Raw genomic sequence first — 15,947 nt, 5'->3', positions numbered from 1 at the left:
TTGCTACTTTGGTCGGTGAACGAATCCTCCTATACTCAGCGCTGCTTCACTCCCCGATGAATATAGTGACGCTACCTGGCGCTTTATCGCCAGCAGAAAGCCTCAGCCTGAAGAGCAATCGAGATAATTATGATTCCAGGGTATAACCAACATAATCCCGCACTGGTCTCACCGGTGGAGGAATTGGAACGTATAGATTTGCGTCGTCGTATCATGGCATCTTCCTATATGCTGATATTTGCCATGGCAGTAACGGGAGCCATGGCAGTCATTGCACTGACAGCAGCCGATATCCTTCAGGCCATCACCCTCTCTGCAGCAGCAGTAGTAATCCTGTTTTCCTATGTGACAATCAATGTAATGGGGCCCAGTGAGAAGACGCCTCTCCTGGTAGGTATCCTGTTGTTAGTACTCTATTTTTATTTGCTGTTATCCGGCGGAGTAAATAATACCGGTTTGATGTGGGCGGTAATGCTGGTACCTGGCTTTATCAATCTATACGGTTACAAGACCGGTACCGCCGCACTCATCGCCATTGGCATAGTTACAGCCACTGTCCTTTTCTACCCAGATTTTCCAGGCCTTACCGCCAAATATGATACCGCCTACCGCGCGCGCTTTATCGCCGTTTTTGGTGCTCTCACGGCACTGACAGCACTACTCGACAGCAGTCGCCATCACACCCAACAATTGCTGGAAAAATTAACCGGAGAGCTGGAGAAAAACGCCTCCACCGATACCCTAACCGGCCTCGCCAATCGCCGTGAGGCCTATCGTGCTATCCACGATATGGAGCGCCGTAACAAGGAGTTGCGTGACCGGTATGTGATCCTGATTGGCGATCTGGACAACTTTAAAGCGATTAACGATACCCATGGACATGCTTTTGGCGATCGTATTTTACAGGATGTAGCCAAGATCCTTCGGGACAATACTCGTACAGAGGATATTGTGGCACGCTGGGGGGTGAGGAGTTCCTGCTGCTGCTACCCAATACCGACGTACGTGGTGGCAGCGTATTGGCGGAAAAATTGCGGCGAAAGGTAGAGGCCCTTAGCCGTCGCTATGTACAGTCAGTGAAAGTCTCTATCAGCTTCGGCCTGGTTGAAGGCAGCAGTACTGGCAGCCCTCACAACCAATTACTGGCTGAAGCCGATAAACGCATGTATCGAGCCAAGAACAGTGGCCGCAACCGGGTAGTGGCCGCCTGAGAACGATACCTCTCAGCTGATGATATCTCGCAGGAAAAAACCGACTGCCAGGGCTAGCAGGGCCGCACCCCCACCAAACACCAGTGTCTTGACGCCCGCTGCCAGTACCCGCTGTGAGAACACCAGCCCCTTACAAAGGCCTATGGCAAAAAAGTGCAAGCAGCCAAAGCGGCACTGCTATAGAACTGCTCAGAGGTTTCCAGCGGACGGATAAGATAGGGAAGTAACGGGACTGCGCCCACACCAATAAAGGCCAGAAAGGTCACTATCGCAGAGCCAAGGGGCCTTCGTGCCGAGCGACTAATGCCGTACTCTTCCGCCAACATGGTATCAATCCACAGCTGGCGATTGGCAGTGATAGTTGCGACAACCTCATCCAACACCTGCCCTTGGAAGCCCTTGCGCTGAAAAATCTGGCGGATCTCCTCTCGCTCTCCCTCCGGCACCAAATCAATATGTTGGCGTTCCGTGCGGGCAGCCGCCGCTGCCTGATCCCGCTCTACACTCACTGCCTCGTAGTTACTAACCGCCATACTAAATCCATCAGCGATCAGATTGGCAAAGCCCATGACCAACACCACCGACTCAGTGAATCCAGCACCAAAAGCGCCTGCAACTATCGCAAAGGTGGTAACACAACCATCGATAGCCCCGAGGACAAAATCCGACACTCTCTGGGACCTGGGCTCCTTACCCAGGCGGGCGTGAATTCGCTCGGGGCGGTGTTCTTCGAGCAGTGCGCGACGGGATTGTTTAGATTTCTCCTCCCTGCCTTTCATACTCGTAGCGCCTCCCTACCAATTGCTTTATTTCACGATAAAACTACTCCTATCGACACCGGTATTCCCGGTCCTTGCATCATAGGCGTAAACCAATATTTCGTAGGCGCCGGGTAAATCGGTGGGAAAAGGCGCACTGAAGGTATTCATGGTGTCCTGGATTTTCAGCGGAACCGTAGCGAATTTCCGACCATCCCTCTTTACCAGGGCAGTAACCTCTATCTTGCTACCATCCCACAGACCACCATCCGTAAGGGAGCAGCCGCACATCATCACTACATTAGCGCGTATTTCGAATGGGCTCTTATCCAGGCCGGTGTAGAGGTGAGTCTGTGGACTGAGCAAGTCCACTACCATACCCGGTATCTCCACGACCAAGCCTTCACCGCTGATAGGTTTGCCTGGCACAAGCCAAGTCTGTGTTTGTGCTACCACACGAGCCTGCTTCTTAATGTAAGGGGCCAGCACTTCTACAGTAAGAAATACCGGTTCACTGATATCCAGCGCAGCAGTAAAATGCGCAGCTCCCCCGGCGATAGGAGCATAACGTTCGCGTGGTGTCTTCATGATCTTGCCGGTATCACCGGTACTGCCCTGGGTAAGCCCCTTGGCCAGGATTTCTCCGGTATCCGCCTCACGGATAATCACCATAGCCCCCCCGATTGAGGAGCCAATAAATTTGGCATCTTTGGCCTTGGCTCGCACAGTAATTTCAGTTGAGGTCACTTCAGCCCACAGATTAGTGGTAAAAAACTGCACTACTAAGGCACACACTAAAATAACGATTCTTCTCACCTCTAAACTCCTTTTATTCGCCACTAATGACAATGTAAGCTCCAAAAACCACTATGGCCCACAATAAGGCCCCTACTCCTAACCACAAAAAATTCAACAGCGTTAGTTTTGCATTTACTTTGCCCGAGATATCACCACTGAGAGTATTTGCTGCCTTCTGTCCCTCAAAGAGAGGCCAAACCGTCAGAGGCAATAACGCCGGACTAAAAATATCAATCAAAGAGAATTCATCAGAAAGATACGAAATTCTATCGATAATTGAGCCCAGAATCGCAAGAACTATATAAATCGCAGCCATCAGTTTAGGGCGCCATTTATATTCTATTTTTGCCTCTTCTAAGTGGCTCTGTATTTTAATAAAAAGTGAATGGGTAAAAAATATTGAAAAAATCGCACGCATAACAGGCCATAAGCTTTCACCACTTGCGCGCTTGTATTCCCTCCATTGTCGATAAAACCAGTAGACAGAATACAGCCCCATAGTGCCAAGGTTCATCACCCAAAATTTAGCGCTGGACACTACGTAGAAATCAAATTCCTCCGTGGACTCTGTATGTAATTCAGCCTCTGGTGCGCTGTAAATATTTGTATCCATTAAAAACTCCCCAAACCCCAAACCCCAAACGAAGGAAAACTAAGGTTTACCCCCTTCCATTAGTAAACGATTATCAGATGAGAACACACAAAAAAGCCGGGCTATGCCCGGCTTTTTTTGCTGCTAGCAGTATCTATTAAGCGCGCTTAACTGACTCCACCCAGGCAGCTACACGGCTTTCCAGAACCGGTACCGGTAAGGCGCCGCCACTCAGAACGGTATCGTGGAAACCGCGGATATCGAACTTATCGCCCAATTGCTCTTCAGCCTGCTTACGCAACTCCTGGATCTTCAACATACCAATTTTGTAAGCGGTAGCCTGGCCTGGCCATACCAGATAGCGACGCACTTCAGAGCGTACAGCTGTTTCGGGTATTGCGGAGTTTTCCAGGAAATACTCTACAGCTTGCTCTTCGCTCCAGCCCTTGGCGTGCATACCGGTATCCACTACCAATCGGATAGCGCGCCACATCTCAGCGGTCAGGTGGCCAAACAGGTTGTAGGGGTCCTCGAAAGCACCCATTTCCTTGGCCAACTTCTCTGAGTAAAGCGCCCAGCCCTCTACGTATACAGTAAAGTGCGCCTGGGTGCGGAACTGTGGGATACCCTCAAGCTCTTGGGCGATGGAGATCTGCATGTGATGGCCGGGGTTGCCCTCATGGTATGCCACCGTCTCCATATCGGTGGTAGAGTAGGCACTCATATCGGAAAGGTGCGCATAGTAGATGCCCGGACGTGAGCCGTCTGGAGTGCCCGGGTAATAGTGCTGAGCACCACCATCCTGCTCGCGGAAGGATTCCACCCGCTTAACCACCAGCTCGGCCTTAGGCAGCAAGCCGAAGTATTCCGGCAGTTTCTTGGTGATATTGTCGAGAAAAGCCGTGGAGTCATCCAGGTAACCCTGGCGGCCTTCGTCGGTATTAGGGTAGTAAAACTGACCATCTTCACGGATAAAGGTGAAGAATTCCTGCAGGTTGCCCTCGAAGCCCACCTGCTTCTTGATGGTCTCCATCTCGCTGCGGATGCGCGCTACTTCCTTGAGGCCAATACTGTGGATTTCATCGGCGGTCAGGCTGGTAGTGGTGGTATTTGCCAGACGCTGGTTGTAGTAGGCCATACCGTTCGGCAGGCTGCTGGCACCCTGGGGCTCCGCGGAAGCCTTCTGCACATCTTTCTTCAACCAGGCGATCAGATTTTCATAAGCGGGCAGGAACTCACTTTCCAAAGCCTTGCGAGCATTGTCCGTCAGCTTGTCAGCCTGCTTCTGGTCAATCTTACCGGCTTCGAGCAACTCAGCAATCTTGCCCTTGGCACCGGCCCACAGGGGGGCGTCCTCACCATCGGAGAAGGGGGCACCGTCGATCAGCTTGCTGGACTGCTCTATCGCACCCTCGTAAGCGAAGCGCGGCGGACGGATACCCTCTTTAGAGGACTGTTCTGCGCGCTCACGTAACTGGTTGATAGCGCGGGAAATGCCGCCGATACGGGCGATATACGCCTGCATGTCCTCAATATTGTCCACCTTGTGGAAGTTCAGCAGGAAGTTTGGCAGTTGGGACTGTACGCCGCCCATCTGTTCAAAAATATAACCGTGGCGCTTAAAGGGCTCGGCGGCTTTGGCCTGCTCGAACTGGTAGATCCAGATATCGTAGGAAGTTTTCCCCTCCTGGCTGAGCTTTTCGTAGTCAAAATTCTTCTTGAGTTCCGCAACGGCCTTTTCCTTCCAGGCCAGCTGGCGCGCCTCGGCAGCTTCGCTCATATCGTCGATCTGGTCGTACTGCTCCTTGCGGCCGAGATAGGATAGCTGCATGGGACTGAACTGCAGCTGCTCTTCATAGCGCGCATCCAGCCACTCCGTCAGGCGCTTGGTCTCAGCCACCGCATCAACGGCTATAGGGGCTTCGGCAACGGCACTTTGAGCTTTGTCGGCATTCGCTCCTGCCTGAGCGGCCTTATCGCCCTGACAGCCCGCGAGGATAGCGACAGCCAGCAGGCTGGGGATCAAAGGGTTGTTCAGCTTAATCGGCATTTTCCTATCTCGGTCAAAAGTTGTACAAAAAAACGCCGCTAACTTTGACACGAAATCTTTGAACTGTCGATTCTGGCTCTTTCAAACGCCATATCTGTGCGTTGAGCCGTGGGAGAAGAGGTTATTTCACCCCAGTAAAAGGCGTTATCCAGGTCCCGTGTTAGCGCCCCGCGAATTCGCGGGACGACTCCTGCTCCTGGACACATCCTCTCGCAGTATTCGCAGCTCTCTCTGGGGAAAGGGAATAGTTAATCCAGCCTCTTCCAGCGCCGGCTTAAGGCGCTCCATCAGCTCCCAGTAAACACTCCAGTACTGGTCAGTTCCAGTCCAGGCTCGCAACTGCAGGTCCACAGAACTATCGGCCAATGCACGCACCATATAACTGGGTTCCGGTTTAGCGATAATTCGAGGCTCCTGCTCTACCAGCTTACGCAACACTTCCAAACCCGCCTCTATATCATCCCCATAAGCGATACTCGCCACTATCTCAATACGGCGGGTCTTGTTATGGCTGAAGTTAGTAAGTACCCGCCCCCAGATCACGCTGTTGGGCACACTGACATGCAGGCCGTCTGGGGTATCCAGCTCGGTAGTGAAGAAGCCTACCTCACGCACGGTTCCCAGAGTCTGCTCGAATTGAATGACATCACCCACACGGAATGGACGGAGCCCCAACAGGATAAATCCTGCGGCAATATTCTGAAGGGTATCTTTTAGCGCAAATCCCACTGCCAACCCAGTGGCGCCGAGCAGGGCGATTAGGCTGGTGGTGTTGATACCAAAGATATCCAGTACCACCAGCGCTCCAACAATATAAATCGCCCAGGTGGTGATATTTCGCAACACCGGCACCAGGGTGGCATCGAGGCGACTGGGGAGGCGCTCAATGGCACGGCGGACCAAGTGCACCGCAACCAGAGTCAACGCAATCACCAATAAAGCGGCCCCCAGGCGCAGAAGGCCGGTGATCGCCAGGGGCCAGTATTCTGTAACCAGATTATCCGGATTCATGGGCGCCTTCCTGGTGAGCGTGGCGCACTCACCCCCTGCTGTTATCCCCCTACAAAAGCCCCGCACCCTCCGCCTCGTTTACACAGCGTTGGTGGGCGGGGCAGGATTGCAGGTGATCGTTCACCATTCCTGTTGCCTGCATATGGGCATACATAATGGTAGAGCCTACGAAACTGAAACCGGCTTTTTTTAGCGCTTTGCTCATAGCATCAGATTCTACCGTACTGGCAGGTACCTGCTTGAGGGAGGCCGGACGATTCACTATGACGCGGCCATCAGTAAATTGCCACAGGAACTCCGATAGGGATTGCCCCTTTTCTCGCAAAGCCAGGGTGGCGCGAGCATTTTTTACTGCGGACTCCACTTTCAGGCGGTTGCGAATAATGCCCGGATCCAGTAGTAACTTTTCCACTTTTTTGGGTGTATAGCGCGCGATTTTTCCCACATCGAAATCATCAAACAAGCGGCGGTAATTTTCCCTTTTATTCAAAACTGTAATCCAGGAAAGTCCGGCCTGGGCACCTTCCAACAATAGGAATTCGAACAGGGTTTTATCATCTGTAACCGGACGCCCCCACTCCTCGTCATGGTATTGCTGATACAATGGCGTTGACAGACACCAACCGCAGCGCTTCTCCTCCATTATCGACTCCTAAAAAATTGCCATTAATACAAAAAAACCAAAAATCGGGAGATGAATCATTGGATACTGGCGTTTGGTAGATACAGAGGTGGGGCGCTAATGGGCGCCCGAGAAAAAGTAATACTGAATTAATTGCAGAACCAGTAATAAGGCGACCAAAATAAAAATAATATTACCGCGATTCACTTTGACTCCAATAAATTTTGCTGTACTAACCAATCACGACATTCGCATAACATAGTATCCAATGCCACCTGTGATTGATAATCGAGTTCGCGTTCTGCCTTGGAGCTGCTGGCTACAACCCGGCGTGTAACCAGGGTAGCCTTTTCCGGGGTAATGACCGGCTCATTGCCGCTCACTCGCGACCAGAGATCAGAAAACCAGGCAATAGACTGAATAACAAAGGCGGGAGTAGTACGCTTGGGCACAGGCTTGTGTAACAACTCCGCTATTTTTCCGAAAAATTCCAGGAAGCTCGCGTCAGTACCAGCGAGAATATAATTTTCTCCGCAGCGACCCTTTTCCACTGCATTAATATGTGCCCGCGCTACAGCGCCAGCATGGCAAAAAGAACCCCAACCAGGAGGCACTCCCGGTAACTGGTTTTTATCTATCAGAAAAAAAGTCTGAGCCCAACTGGAAGTATCGTATTTACCCACAATTGCACAGGGGTTGAGAAATACCGCATCAAGCCCCTGATCAATTTCCTTGCGTACGGCAATTTCCTCTCGCTTCTTGGTATATAAGTAATGATGACGAGGATCATCGGCCAGTTTTGCGCTCTCCTCCGTGATCTTATCTTTGTGGTAGCCGTAGGCAGAAATAGAGCTGGTGACTACCATACGCCCTACATTTTTTTCCCTAGCCACTTTAGCAATATTTGCTGAACCCTCGACATTGTCTCTCCATTGCTGGACATTGCCACCGCGCCACATACTGGTGTTAGCAGCCATATGGAACAGAGCATCGACATTGTCCGGGATAGCCGAGCGAAGAGAGTCGAGGTCTTCCAACGAGGCCTCTACCAATTCCGCCCCCATAGAGCGCAACATATCCGTATTTGAGGTTCGCCGGTGCATGGCGGTCACCCGCCAGCCATCGTCAACCAGCTGCTCCACCAGATTGGCACCGAGAAAGCCACTGCCCCCGGTTACAAACGCATGTTTCATAAATCCACCGGATGATTAGTTATCGTTATTCATACCCAGTGATGTTCTCTGCTGAAACCGCCACCCTCCGGAAGGGCAAACCGGCTGGCGGTACCGCTGCTCCGGCAGAGCGGGCCGCACACCTAATCCTTCAGTGATACGACCCCAGAAATTCATCCAACTTTTCTTTAATACCGGGAGCCTCAACAAATGGCCTCGGTATCGTTTATGTCGGATTAATTGGAAAGATTACTCGATTTTCATACCGAGCTGGTAGGCGAGGAAGCTCCACTGATTAGCAAAGTCTTCCACCTGCATCCATATCGGTTTGCCTGCGCCGTGCCCCGCCCGGGTCTCCACCGCGAGCCATACAGGTTTATTACAGCCCTGATCCCTCTGCAGGGCGGCAGCAAACTTGTAGCTATGCCAGGGCACCACTCGATCATCGCGATCGGCAGTGGTAATCAGAGTGGCTGGATAGCAGGTACCCCTGCGGGTATTGTGCACCGGGGAGTAAGCGTGCAAGGCTTTAAATTCCTCACGATTTTCACTCAAGCCATAGTCGCTTGACCACTGACGCGCATTGGCGGAAGCCGTATGATAGCGCAGCATATCGAGTACACCCACCACAGGTAGTGCCGCAGCAAACAGGTCTGGGCGCTGCACTAGAGTCGCACCCGCAAGCAGTCCACCGTTGGAGCGGCCACTGATACCCAGTTTCTCTGGAGAGGTAACTTTTTCCTCAATCAGCCACTCAGCTGCGGCAATAAAGTCATCGAATACATTTTGCTTCTGGGTTTTGGTGCCCGCTTGATGCCAGGCATTGCCGTACTCACTACCACCGCGCAAGTTGGCCAGTGCCAGGGTACCGCCCATATCCAGCCAGCCCACAAAGCGATTGTAGAAGCGTGGCAACTGAGCGGAGTTGAAACCACCATAACCATACAGCAGCGTAGGGTTGGAGCCATCGCGTTTCATGCCCTTCTTATGCACCAGGAATAAAGGTACGCGGGTGCCGTCTTTGCTCTTATAGAAATGCTGGCTCACGGTTAAGCCAGAGAAATCTGTCGCGTATTTCGGCCGCTTGAACAGCTTGGTTTCACCAGTCTGCACATTCAGGTGGTAAATGCTCGGCGGGGTTATAAAATTGGAGAAGGAATAAAAGGTCTCCACTTCATCCGGCTCGCCGTAAAAGCCCTTCACGGAACCCACACCGGGTAGCTTCAGCTCGTACTGTTTCTTGCCGTTGGTATCGGTCACCAATACCCGCGACTTGGCGTCTTCCAGGTAATGAAGTACGAAGCGATCGCCGATATAGCTGGCACTCTGCAGGGCACTGTTTGTTTCCGGCACCAGGTCACGCCAGTTCTTGCGTTGCGGCCTATTCAGGTCGATAGCGATCACACGCCCCAGTGGTGCTCCCGCGCTGGTCTCAAAAAAGAAAGTGCTCCCCTTATTGCCAAGATACTGGTACAGACCATCCCAGTCATCCAGCAGCTTAACGACCTTGCCACTTTTATCGCGCAAGTCGCGATAGTAGAAGCCGTTGGAGTCATAGCCATCGAAGATACCGAATAACAGGTAGTTCCCATCGTCACTTACCGCTGCTCCAGGGTTGCGGGTGGGATGATCCGTAATTTGGTATATCAACTGGTCTTGCTTCTGAGCATCCCCCAGGCGGTGAAAATAGACTGCTACCTGCTTGCTATCATCTGCAGTGCCATCCTTGTTGAACGGGTAGCGGCTATAGTAAAAACCAGACTCATCCGGAGCCCAACTGGTATCACTAAACTTGATACCGGTCAGCTGCTCCTCCAAGTCCTTGCCTGTCTCAAGATCGCGAATACGATAGTCGGTCCAGTCAGTCCCACCATCAGAGATACCGTAAGCCAGGTATCGGCCCTTTGGACTGACTTTGAGGCGTTTGGCTGCAATAGTGCCATCCTCGCTCAGGCTGCGCGGGTCCAGCATTGGCTTGCCGTCCTGGGCAAGCTCTGGGGTGCGGTAGAAAATATTCTGGTCCCAGTCACCGTTGTTATAGTCGTAATAGTAACTGTCACCTTTCTTATAGGGCACGCCATATCGCTCATAGCGCCACAGTTCCGTAAGGCGGTCATTGATCTTCTGCCAACCAGGTAAATCCTTCAGACGCGGCAGAGCATGCTCATTTTGGGCCTTAACCCACTCTTTAACCTCTTTGTTGGACATGTCCTCCATCCACCGATAGGGGTCTGCCACCTCGATACTGAAGTATTCATCCACATGTTCGACGGCTTTACTCTTTGGGTAATTGTCTGCCGCCTGCACACTAGCCGCTGTGGTCAAGGCTCCAGCCAGGAGCGCTATTAACTGTTTCCTCATACCGTATTCTCGGTTTCTCTACGTTAGCCAGTCCGCTAATCTAGGCCATTTACTCACAAGGTTCCATAGAGACAAAGAGTTCTGAGATGAAAGGATTGATCCAGCGGGTTAGCCACGCCCGTGTAAATGTGGCTGGAAAGTCAGTGGGAGCTATCGACAATGGATTGCTGCTTCTGTTGGGCATAGAGGAAAAAGATGGTCATGAGAGCGCGGACAAATTACTGAATAAGGTACTGAATTACCGAGTTTTTTCTGATGAAAATGGACGTATGAACCTGAATGTCCAGCAGGCCGGTGGTGGTTTACTGGTTGTCAGTCAATTTACCCTGGTGGCCGAAACTGACCGCGGCTTGCGTCCCAGCTTCAGCCGAGGCGCCAGCCCCCAGCAAGCCGAGGCTCTGTATGATTACTTCGTCAAACGCGCAAAGTCCCAGTTTTCTCCTGTAGCCAGCGGTGTTTTCGCCGCAGATATGCAGGTTTCCCTGCTGAATGACGGCCCGGTTACTTTTATGCTGGAAATATAATTTGCAGCATCACCACTGGGTTTCCGGCAATTACCAGCCTGTAAATTATCGATTACCTAATTGATTCCAGGGCTGTAGTGGAACTTGCTTTAATTCACATTTAGGGAAAAGATTAAATCTCTTATCATTACGGTGGTATAAATCATAACCTGGGGAGAAATTTTCGTATGCTTTTGAAGAGAATGCGTATTCTCTTTATCATCGCGCCTGACAGCAGGGCCTGGGTGAATTTACCTAACCGCTTATCAAAGTAGGTAAATTCAGCTTATTTAGTTAAAGTTGGTAACTATGCAAATCTCTGTAACAAAAAATATTCTCCTCAAACCCCTCACAGATGGAGATGCGCAGGAAATCCATTTACTTATTGAACAAAATCGTTCCCTGTTGGCGAAATATCTCTACTGGGTAGAGTCAATAAAGGATCTATCCAGCACCAGGGAATATCTTCGTCAACGTATTTACAGTAATAATACCGGAGCTGCCTGGTATAAAATTATCGTTGAAGGAAAAATTTCAGGCATTTTTGGTATTAAAGAGGTAAACCCCCAAAAGCAATACGCCGAAATCGGATACTGGCTCTCCGCCCACTGCCAGGGCCGAGGCGTTATGACGAGAGTAGTAGAAAAAATATGTGCGCATCTAAAAAATAGTCAGGGCATTCAGCAGCTGGGTATTCAGTGCCTCTCTGAAAATAAAGCGAGCATCGCCATAGCTAAGCGGGCTGGCGGGATCCACACTGATACAGTTGCCAACTATTATACTATTGATGGCAAAGTCCAAGATCTCAAAATCTATACCGTAGCCCTTTAGACAACACTTTAGGGGAGAGCTCTAAGACAGCAGGCCCAGAACAAACTAAGTATTTGCGCTGCTAGTCTTATTGCGGCTTGGTCTTTACCGGGCTCCACTCCAAACCATCCGCTCCCTGCCCGGCCCTGAATATCCTTCCAACAGACCAATCCTCAGTGTCTATCTCTACTACCTTGCCATCTCTTTGAGATCCCGCAAATAGGAATTTCCCATCTGGAGAAAATAGTAGAGAAGCGGGCTCACGGGCACCTACAGCACCCACGTCAATTGCCTTGATCTCTTTCCGTGTCGCAGCATCATAGATCAGTATCCTATGTCCCTGTAGGTCAGCCACAGCGACTAACTTCCCATCCGGATTAAAGCGGATCCGAATAGGTAAATAGCCTACATCCAAGGTCTCCTTCCTCTTGAGGCTACCAGTGTCGTAGATAAAAATATTTTCCGACTGATTGTTTCCTATCCATAACTCCTTACCATCGGGGCTGACCCAAACTGCCTCTGGTCCCTCACCGGCAGGAAGAGTGGTTTTCAGGTTCATTGACTCTGTATCGATAACACTAAAAGTATCAGAGCCGCGACTGGTGACATAAGCGGTTTTGCTATCCGGTGATAGAGCCAATAAATGGCTGCCTATCTGATCTGTTGAAACAGATCCAATTACTTTTCCCGATGAAACATCAACTTTAATAACATCATTGGTTTCTTCTGTTGTGACAATCACATTGTTACTTTCGCCCAACCAGGCAATACCATGGGGACCCATATGCGGGCTTATTTTGATGACACTAATGCGCCTGCCCGTTGCCACATCAAAAACATTTAATTCCTCACCTACATAGCCGTCCTCAAGATAGGAAACCACTACTGCCTTGCTCTTATCGGGAGAAAGAATCATTTCATGAGGTGCGCCCCCGTTTCCCGCCGTTTTATTTCCTGGCCATTCTCTAGGTCTATAAAGCTGACTGTACCTTCATATTTATTGCCTACAATCAGCGTACTTGCATTAGAGGCTCCAACCCCTGCAAATAGACTAGCCAGCAAACAAGCGAATACTATTTTCATCAAGAGACCTCAAACTTTAACGAGCCCAGAACTCGGCAAACCAAAATTATCCGCTTCGAAGAACTATAAATATGATTATCTTGAACAAGGACACAAACGAGTCTCTAGTGGCGTCAACTTCCTTTAAGGATAGGCGTTAACTTCAGTACCAAATAAAGACAAAATCTAGAACTATTCTTCATAAAAAATCTTACCAACAGAATCCATGGATAGACCTGTGCATAACTCCGGGATATCCACTTTCAGGCCTTTGTTTCCATAGGGGTCTTTTAATGGGTAAAAAAACACCACTGATTCTAGGGTGATTTCCACAGGTCGGCCGTTATTAACAGAATGGCTGGATAGACTTGTGTATAACTGTGGTATATCCGCTGCCAGCCTTACAGTTGTGTGACATTGCGCGAGCGCACAAAAAATCACCGGCTTTTTCGTTGGTATTTTTGTGTCACTTTTATCCCTGTCAGACCCTTTTTTACAGCGGAGATAATTTCTTTATTGGGAAGATTTTTTCCGGGAAGACTACTAGTAGTACTGCGGTAAATTATTTGGGAATGCCCTTCCAGGGAAGGTTGCAGTAAAAAATAGCTGGGCGCTCAATTTTTTCAGGAGAGAAAGCCGCGAGGAGAACTCTTTATTTACAGCCGCGTAAACGTGTTCGATTTTTTAGCGGGGTTTTTCCTGTTTAAATTTTTCAAGGGGTTTCTTTGTCACATTGTTTTTCTTTGTTTTTATTTTTATCTTTTTTTTAATTTTTCTTCGTTTCATCTTTGCCTTTTTTTATTTTTAACTTCTTTTTATTTTTAACTTCCAAGTTTTTGCTTTTCTTCCTTACGGCTCTTCACGGATATTTTTTTACACATAAAAAAAGGGCCACCCAATGGGTGGCCCTTTCGGATTAGAAGCCTGACGATGACCTACTCTCACATGGGGAAGCCCCACACTACCATCGGCGATGTTGCGTTTCACTTCTGAGTTCGGCAAGGGATCAGGTGGTTCCACAACTCTATTGTCGTCAGGCAAACTGGCTTGGGTTGGCGCTGGTCTTATAAGCAATTTGCTTGGCCTGCCGCGTTATCGCTGTTTGCCTCGGTCTGTCGACCGGCGATAACCCCAAATAAGTCGGTAAAACAATCTGTAGTAATACACCGCAAGCGATTGTATGTCTCTAACTCACAATCCGCTAGCTTAGCTAGTCGTTAGTAACCATCTCTGTTGTATGGTCAAGCCGCACGGGCAATTAGTACTGGTTAGCTCAACGCCTCACAACGCTTCCACACCCAGCCTATCAACGTGGTAGTCTTCCACGGCCCTTTAGGGGAATCAAGTTCCCAGGGAGATCTTATCTTGAAGGAGGCTTCCCGCTTAGATGCTTTCAGCGGTTATCCCGTCCGAACATAGCTACCCGGCAATGCCACTGGCGTGACAACCGGAACACCAGAGGTTCGTTCACTCCGGTCCTCTCGTACTAGGAGCAACTCTTCTCAAATCTCCAACGCCCACGGCAGATAGGGACCGAACTGTCTCACGACGTTCTAAACCCAGCTCGCGTACCACTTTAAATGGCGAACAGCCATACCCTTGGGACCGGCTTCAGCCCCAGGATGTGATGAGCCGACATCGAGGTGCCAAACACCGCCGTCGATGTGAACTCTTGGGCGGTATCAGCCTGTTATCCCCGGAGTACCTTTTATCCGTTGAGCGACGACCCTTCCATACAGAATCGCCGGATCACTATGACCTACTTTCGTACCTGCTCGACATGTCTGTCTCGCAGTCAAGCGCACTTATACCATTATGCTCATTGCATGATTTCCGACCATGCTGAGTGCACCTTCGTACTCCTCCGTTACTCTTTGGGAGGAGACCGCCCCAGTCAAACTACCCACCATACACTGTCCTCGATCCGGATAACGGACCAGAGTTAGAACCTCAAACATACCAGGGTGGTATTTCAAGGACGGCTCCACAACAACTAGCGTCGCTGCTTCAAAGCCTCCCACCTATCCTACACAAATAGGCTCAAAGTTCAGTGCAAAGCTGTAGTAAAGGTTCACGGGGTCTTTCCGTCTAGCCGCGGGTACACTGCATCTTAACAGCGATTTCAATTTCACTGAGTCTCTGGTGGAGACAGCGTGGCCATCGTTACGCCATTCGTGCAGGTCGGAACTTACCCGACAAGGAATTTCGCTACCTTAGGACCGTTATAGTTACGGCCGCCGTTTACCGGGGCTTCGATCAAGAGCTTCGCCGAAGCTAACCCCATCAATTAACCTTCCGGCACCGGGCAGGCGTCACACCCTATACGTCCACTTACGTGTTTGCAGAGTGCTATGTTTTTAATAAACAGTCGCAGCCACCTGGTCACTTCGACCGGCCTCAGCTTAGGGAGCAAGTCCCATCACCAAAACCGGCGTACCTTCTCCCGAAGTTACGGTACCATTTTGCCTAGTTCCTTCACCAGAGTTCTCTCAAGCGCCTTGGTATTCTCTACCTGACCACCTGTGTCGGTTTAGAGTACGGTTCACTATTGCCTGAAGCTTAGAAGTTTTTCCTGGAAGCAGGGCATCAACCACTTCGTCTCTAAAAGAGACTCGTCATCAGTTCTCAGCCTTAGGGACCCGGATTTGCCTAAGTCCCCAGCCTACAACCTTAAACATGGACAACCAATCGCCATGCTGGCCTAGCCTTCTCCGTCACTCCATCGCAGCAATAGCGAGTACAGGAATATTAACCTGTTTTCCATCGACTACGGCTTTCGCCCTCGCCTTAGGGGCCGACTAACCCTGTCCCGATTAGCGTTGGACAGGAACCCTTGGTCTTCCGGCGGGGAGGTTTTTCACCTCCCTTATCGTTACTCATGTCAGCATTCGCACTTGTGATACCTCCAGCAGACCTCCCGATCCACCTTCAACGGCTTACACAACGCTCCTCTACCATGCCCGAAGGCATCCGCAGCTTCGGTTACCAATTTAGCCC

Annotated in this window: 11 protein-coding genes, 2 rRNA genes and 2 pseudogenes (1 of these 15 only partly in view); 3 read left to right on the top strand and 12 right to left on the bottom strand. The window is 50.3% G+C overall.

All coding sequences use genetic code 11. From position 1 onward, the window contains the following. The first annotated feature begins 129 nt into the window (after nt 1-129). A pseudogene (locus tag P3339_RS01090) lies at nt 130-1,211 on the top strand (GGDEF domain-containing protein). 140 nt (nt 1,212-1,351) lie between these two features. On the opposite strand, the gene P3339_RS01080 reads toward P3339_RS01090, so the two are convergent. From P3339_RS01080 to P3339_RS01040, 9 genes are all read right to left on the bottom strand, one after another. Next, nucleotides 1,352-1,990 carry a VIT1/CCC1 transporter family protein gene (locus tag P3339_RS01080; RefSeq protein WP_282952164.1) on the bottom strand — a complete coding sequence of 213 codons (639 nt, stop codon included), beginning with the start codon at nt 1,988-1,990 and terminating at the stop codon, nt 1,352-1,354. Nucleotides 1,991-2,017: 27 nt separating this feature from the next. Next, nucleotides 2,018-2,785: a hypothetical protein gene (locus P3339_RS01075; protein WP_282952163.1), complete on the bottom strand. Its 768-nt coding sequence runs from the start codon at nt 2,783-2,785 to the stop codon at nt 2,018-2,020. Nucleotides 2,786-2,798: 13 nt separating this feature from the next. Beyond that, nucleotides 2,799-3,380 carry a hypothetical protein gene (locus tag P3339_RS01070; RefSeq protein ID WP_282952162.1) on the bottom strand — a complete coding sequence of 194 codons (582 nt, stop codon included), beginning with the start codon at nt 3,378-3,380 and terminating at the stop codon, nt 2,799-2,801. A gap of 136 nt (nt 3,381-3,516) precedes the next feature. Then, entirely contained in the window at nt 3,517-5,409 is a 1,893-nt protein-coding gene (locus P3339_RS01065; protein ID WP_282952161.1) for a DUF885 domain-containing protein, read from the bottom strand. Nucleotides 5,410-5,553: 144 nt separating this feature from the next. Further along, nucleotides 5,554-6,420 (bottom strand): mechanosensitive ion channel family protein, encoded by an 867-nt coding sequence (locus P3339_RS01060; protein WP_282952160.1) that lies wholly within the window; start codon nt 6,418-6,420, stop codon nt 5,554-5,556. Between the two features lie 49 nt (nt 6,421-6,469). Beyond that, a complete protein-coding gene (locus P3339_RS01055) occupies nt 6,470-7,063 on the bottom strand; it encodes a DNA-3-methyladenine glycosylase I (protein WP_020414108.1) in 594 nt (197 codons plus the stop codon). A gap of 182 nt (nt 7,064-7,245) precedes the next feature. Beyond that, nucleotides 7,246-8,235, bottom strand: coding sequence for an SDR family oxidoreductase (locus P3339_RS01050; protein ID WP_282952159.1), 990 nt, complete (start codon nt 8,233-8,235; stop codon nt 7,246-7,248). 15 nt (nt 8,236-8,250) lie between these two features. Continuing rightward, nucleotides 8,251-8,391 (bottom strand): hypothetical protein, encoded by a 141-nt coding sequence (locus P3339_RS01045; protein ID WP_282952158.1) that lies wholly within the window; start codon nt 8,389-8,391, stop codon nt 8,251-8,253. 72 nt (nt 8,392-8,463) lie between these two features. Next, nucleotides 8,464-10,575 carry a prolyl oligopeptidase family serine peptidase gene (locus P3339_RS01040; RefSeq protein WP_282952157.1) on the bottom strand — a complete coding sequence of 704 codons (2,112 nt, stop codon included), beginning with the start codon at nt 10,573-10,575 and terminating at the stop codon, nt 8,464-8,466. An 86-nt stretch (nt 10,576-10,661) separates the two neighbouring features. On the opposite strand from P3339_RS01040, the gene dtd reads away from it, so the two are divergent. Together dtd and P3339_RS01030 are read left to right on the top strand one after the other, a co-directional pair. Then, nucleotides 10,662-11,099 carry a D-aminoacyl-tRNA deacylase gene (gene dtd / locus P3339_RS01035; protein ID WP_282952156.1) on the top strand — a complete coding sequence of 146 codons (438 nt, stop codon included), beginning with the start codon at nt 10,662-10,664 and terminating at the stop codon, nt 11,097-11,099. Between the two features lie 288 nt (nt 11,100-11,387). Further along, entirely contained in the window at nt 11,388-11,909 is a 522-nt protein-coding gene (locus P3339_RS01030; RefSeq protein ID WP_020414103.1) for a GNAT family N-acetyltransferase, read from the top strand. A 67-nt stretch (nt 11,910-11,976) separates the two neighbouring features. Here P3339_RS01030 and P3339_RS01025 read toward each other — a convergent pair. The 3 genes and pseudogenes from P3339_RS01025 to P3339_RS01015 form a co-directional block, all read right to left on the bottom strand. Then, a pseudogene (locus P3339_RS01025) lies at nt 11,977-12,810 on the bottom strand (YncE family protein); the annotation flags it as partial. 1,062 nt (nt 12,811-13,872) lie between these two features. Further along, nucleotides 13,873-13,988 (bottom strand): 5S ribosomal RNA (gene rrf, locus P3339_RS01020). Between the two features lie 199 nt (nt 13,989-14,187). Next, nucleotides 14,188-15,947: ribosomal RNA gene (locus tag P3339_RS01015) — 23S ribosomal RNA — on the bottom strand; it runs 1,118 nt beyond the window's last position.

Source organism: Microbulbifer sp. MLAF003 (assembly GCF_030012965.1).
GTDB lineage: Bacteria > Pseudomonadota > Gammaproteobacteria > Pseudomonadales > Cellvibrionaceae > Microbulbifer > Microbulbifer variabilis.
The sequence above is the reverse complement of the archived record's forward strand: the minus strand, read 5'-3'. Positions and strand labels throughout refer to the sequence as shown.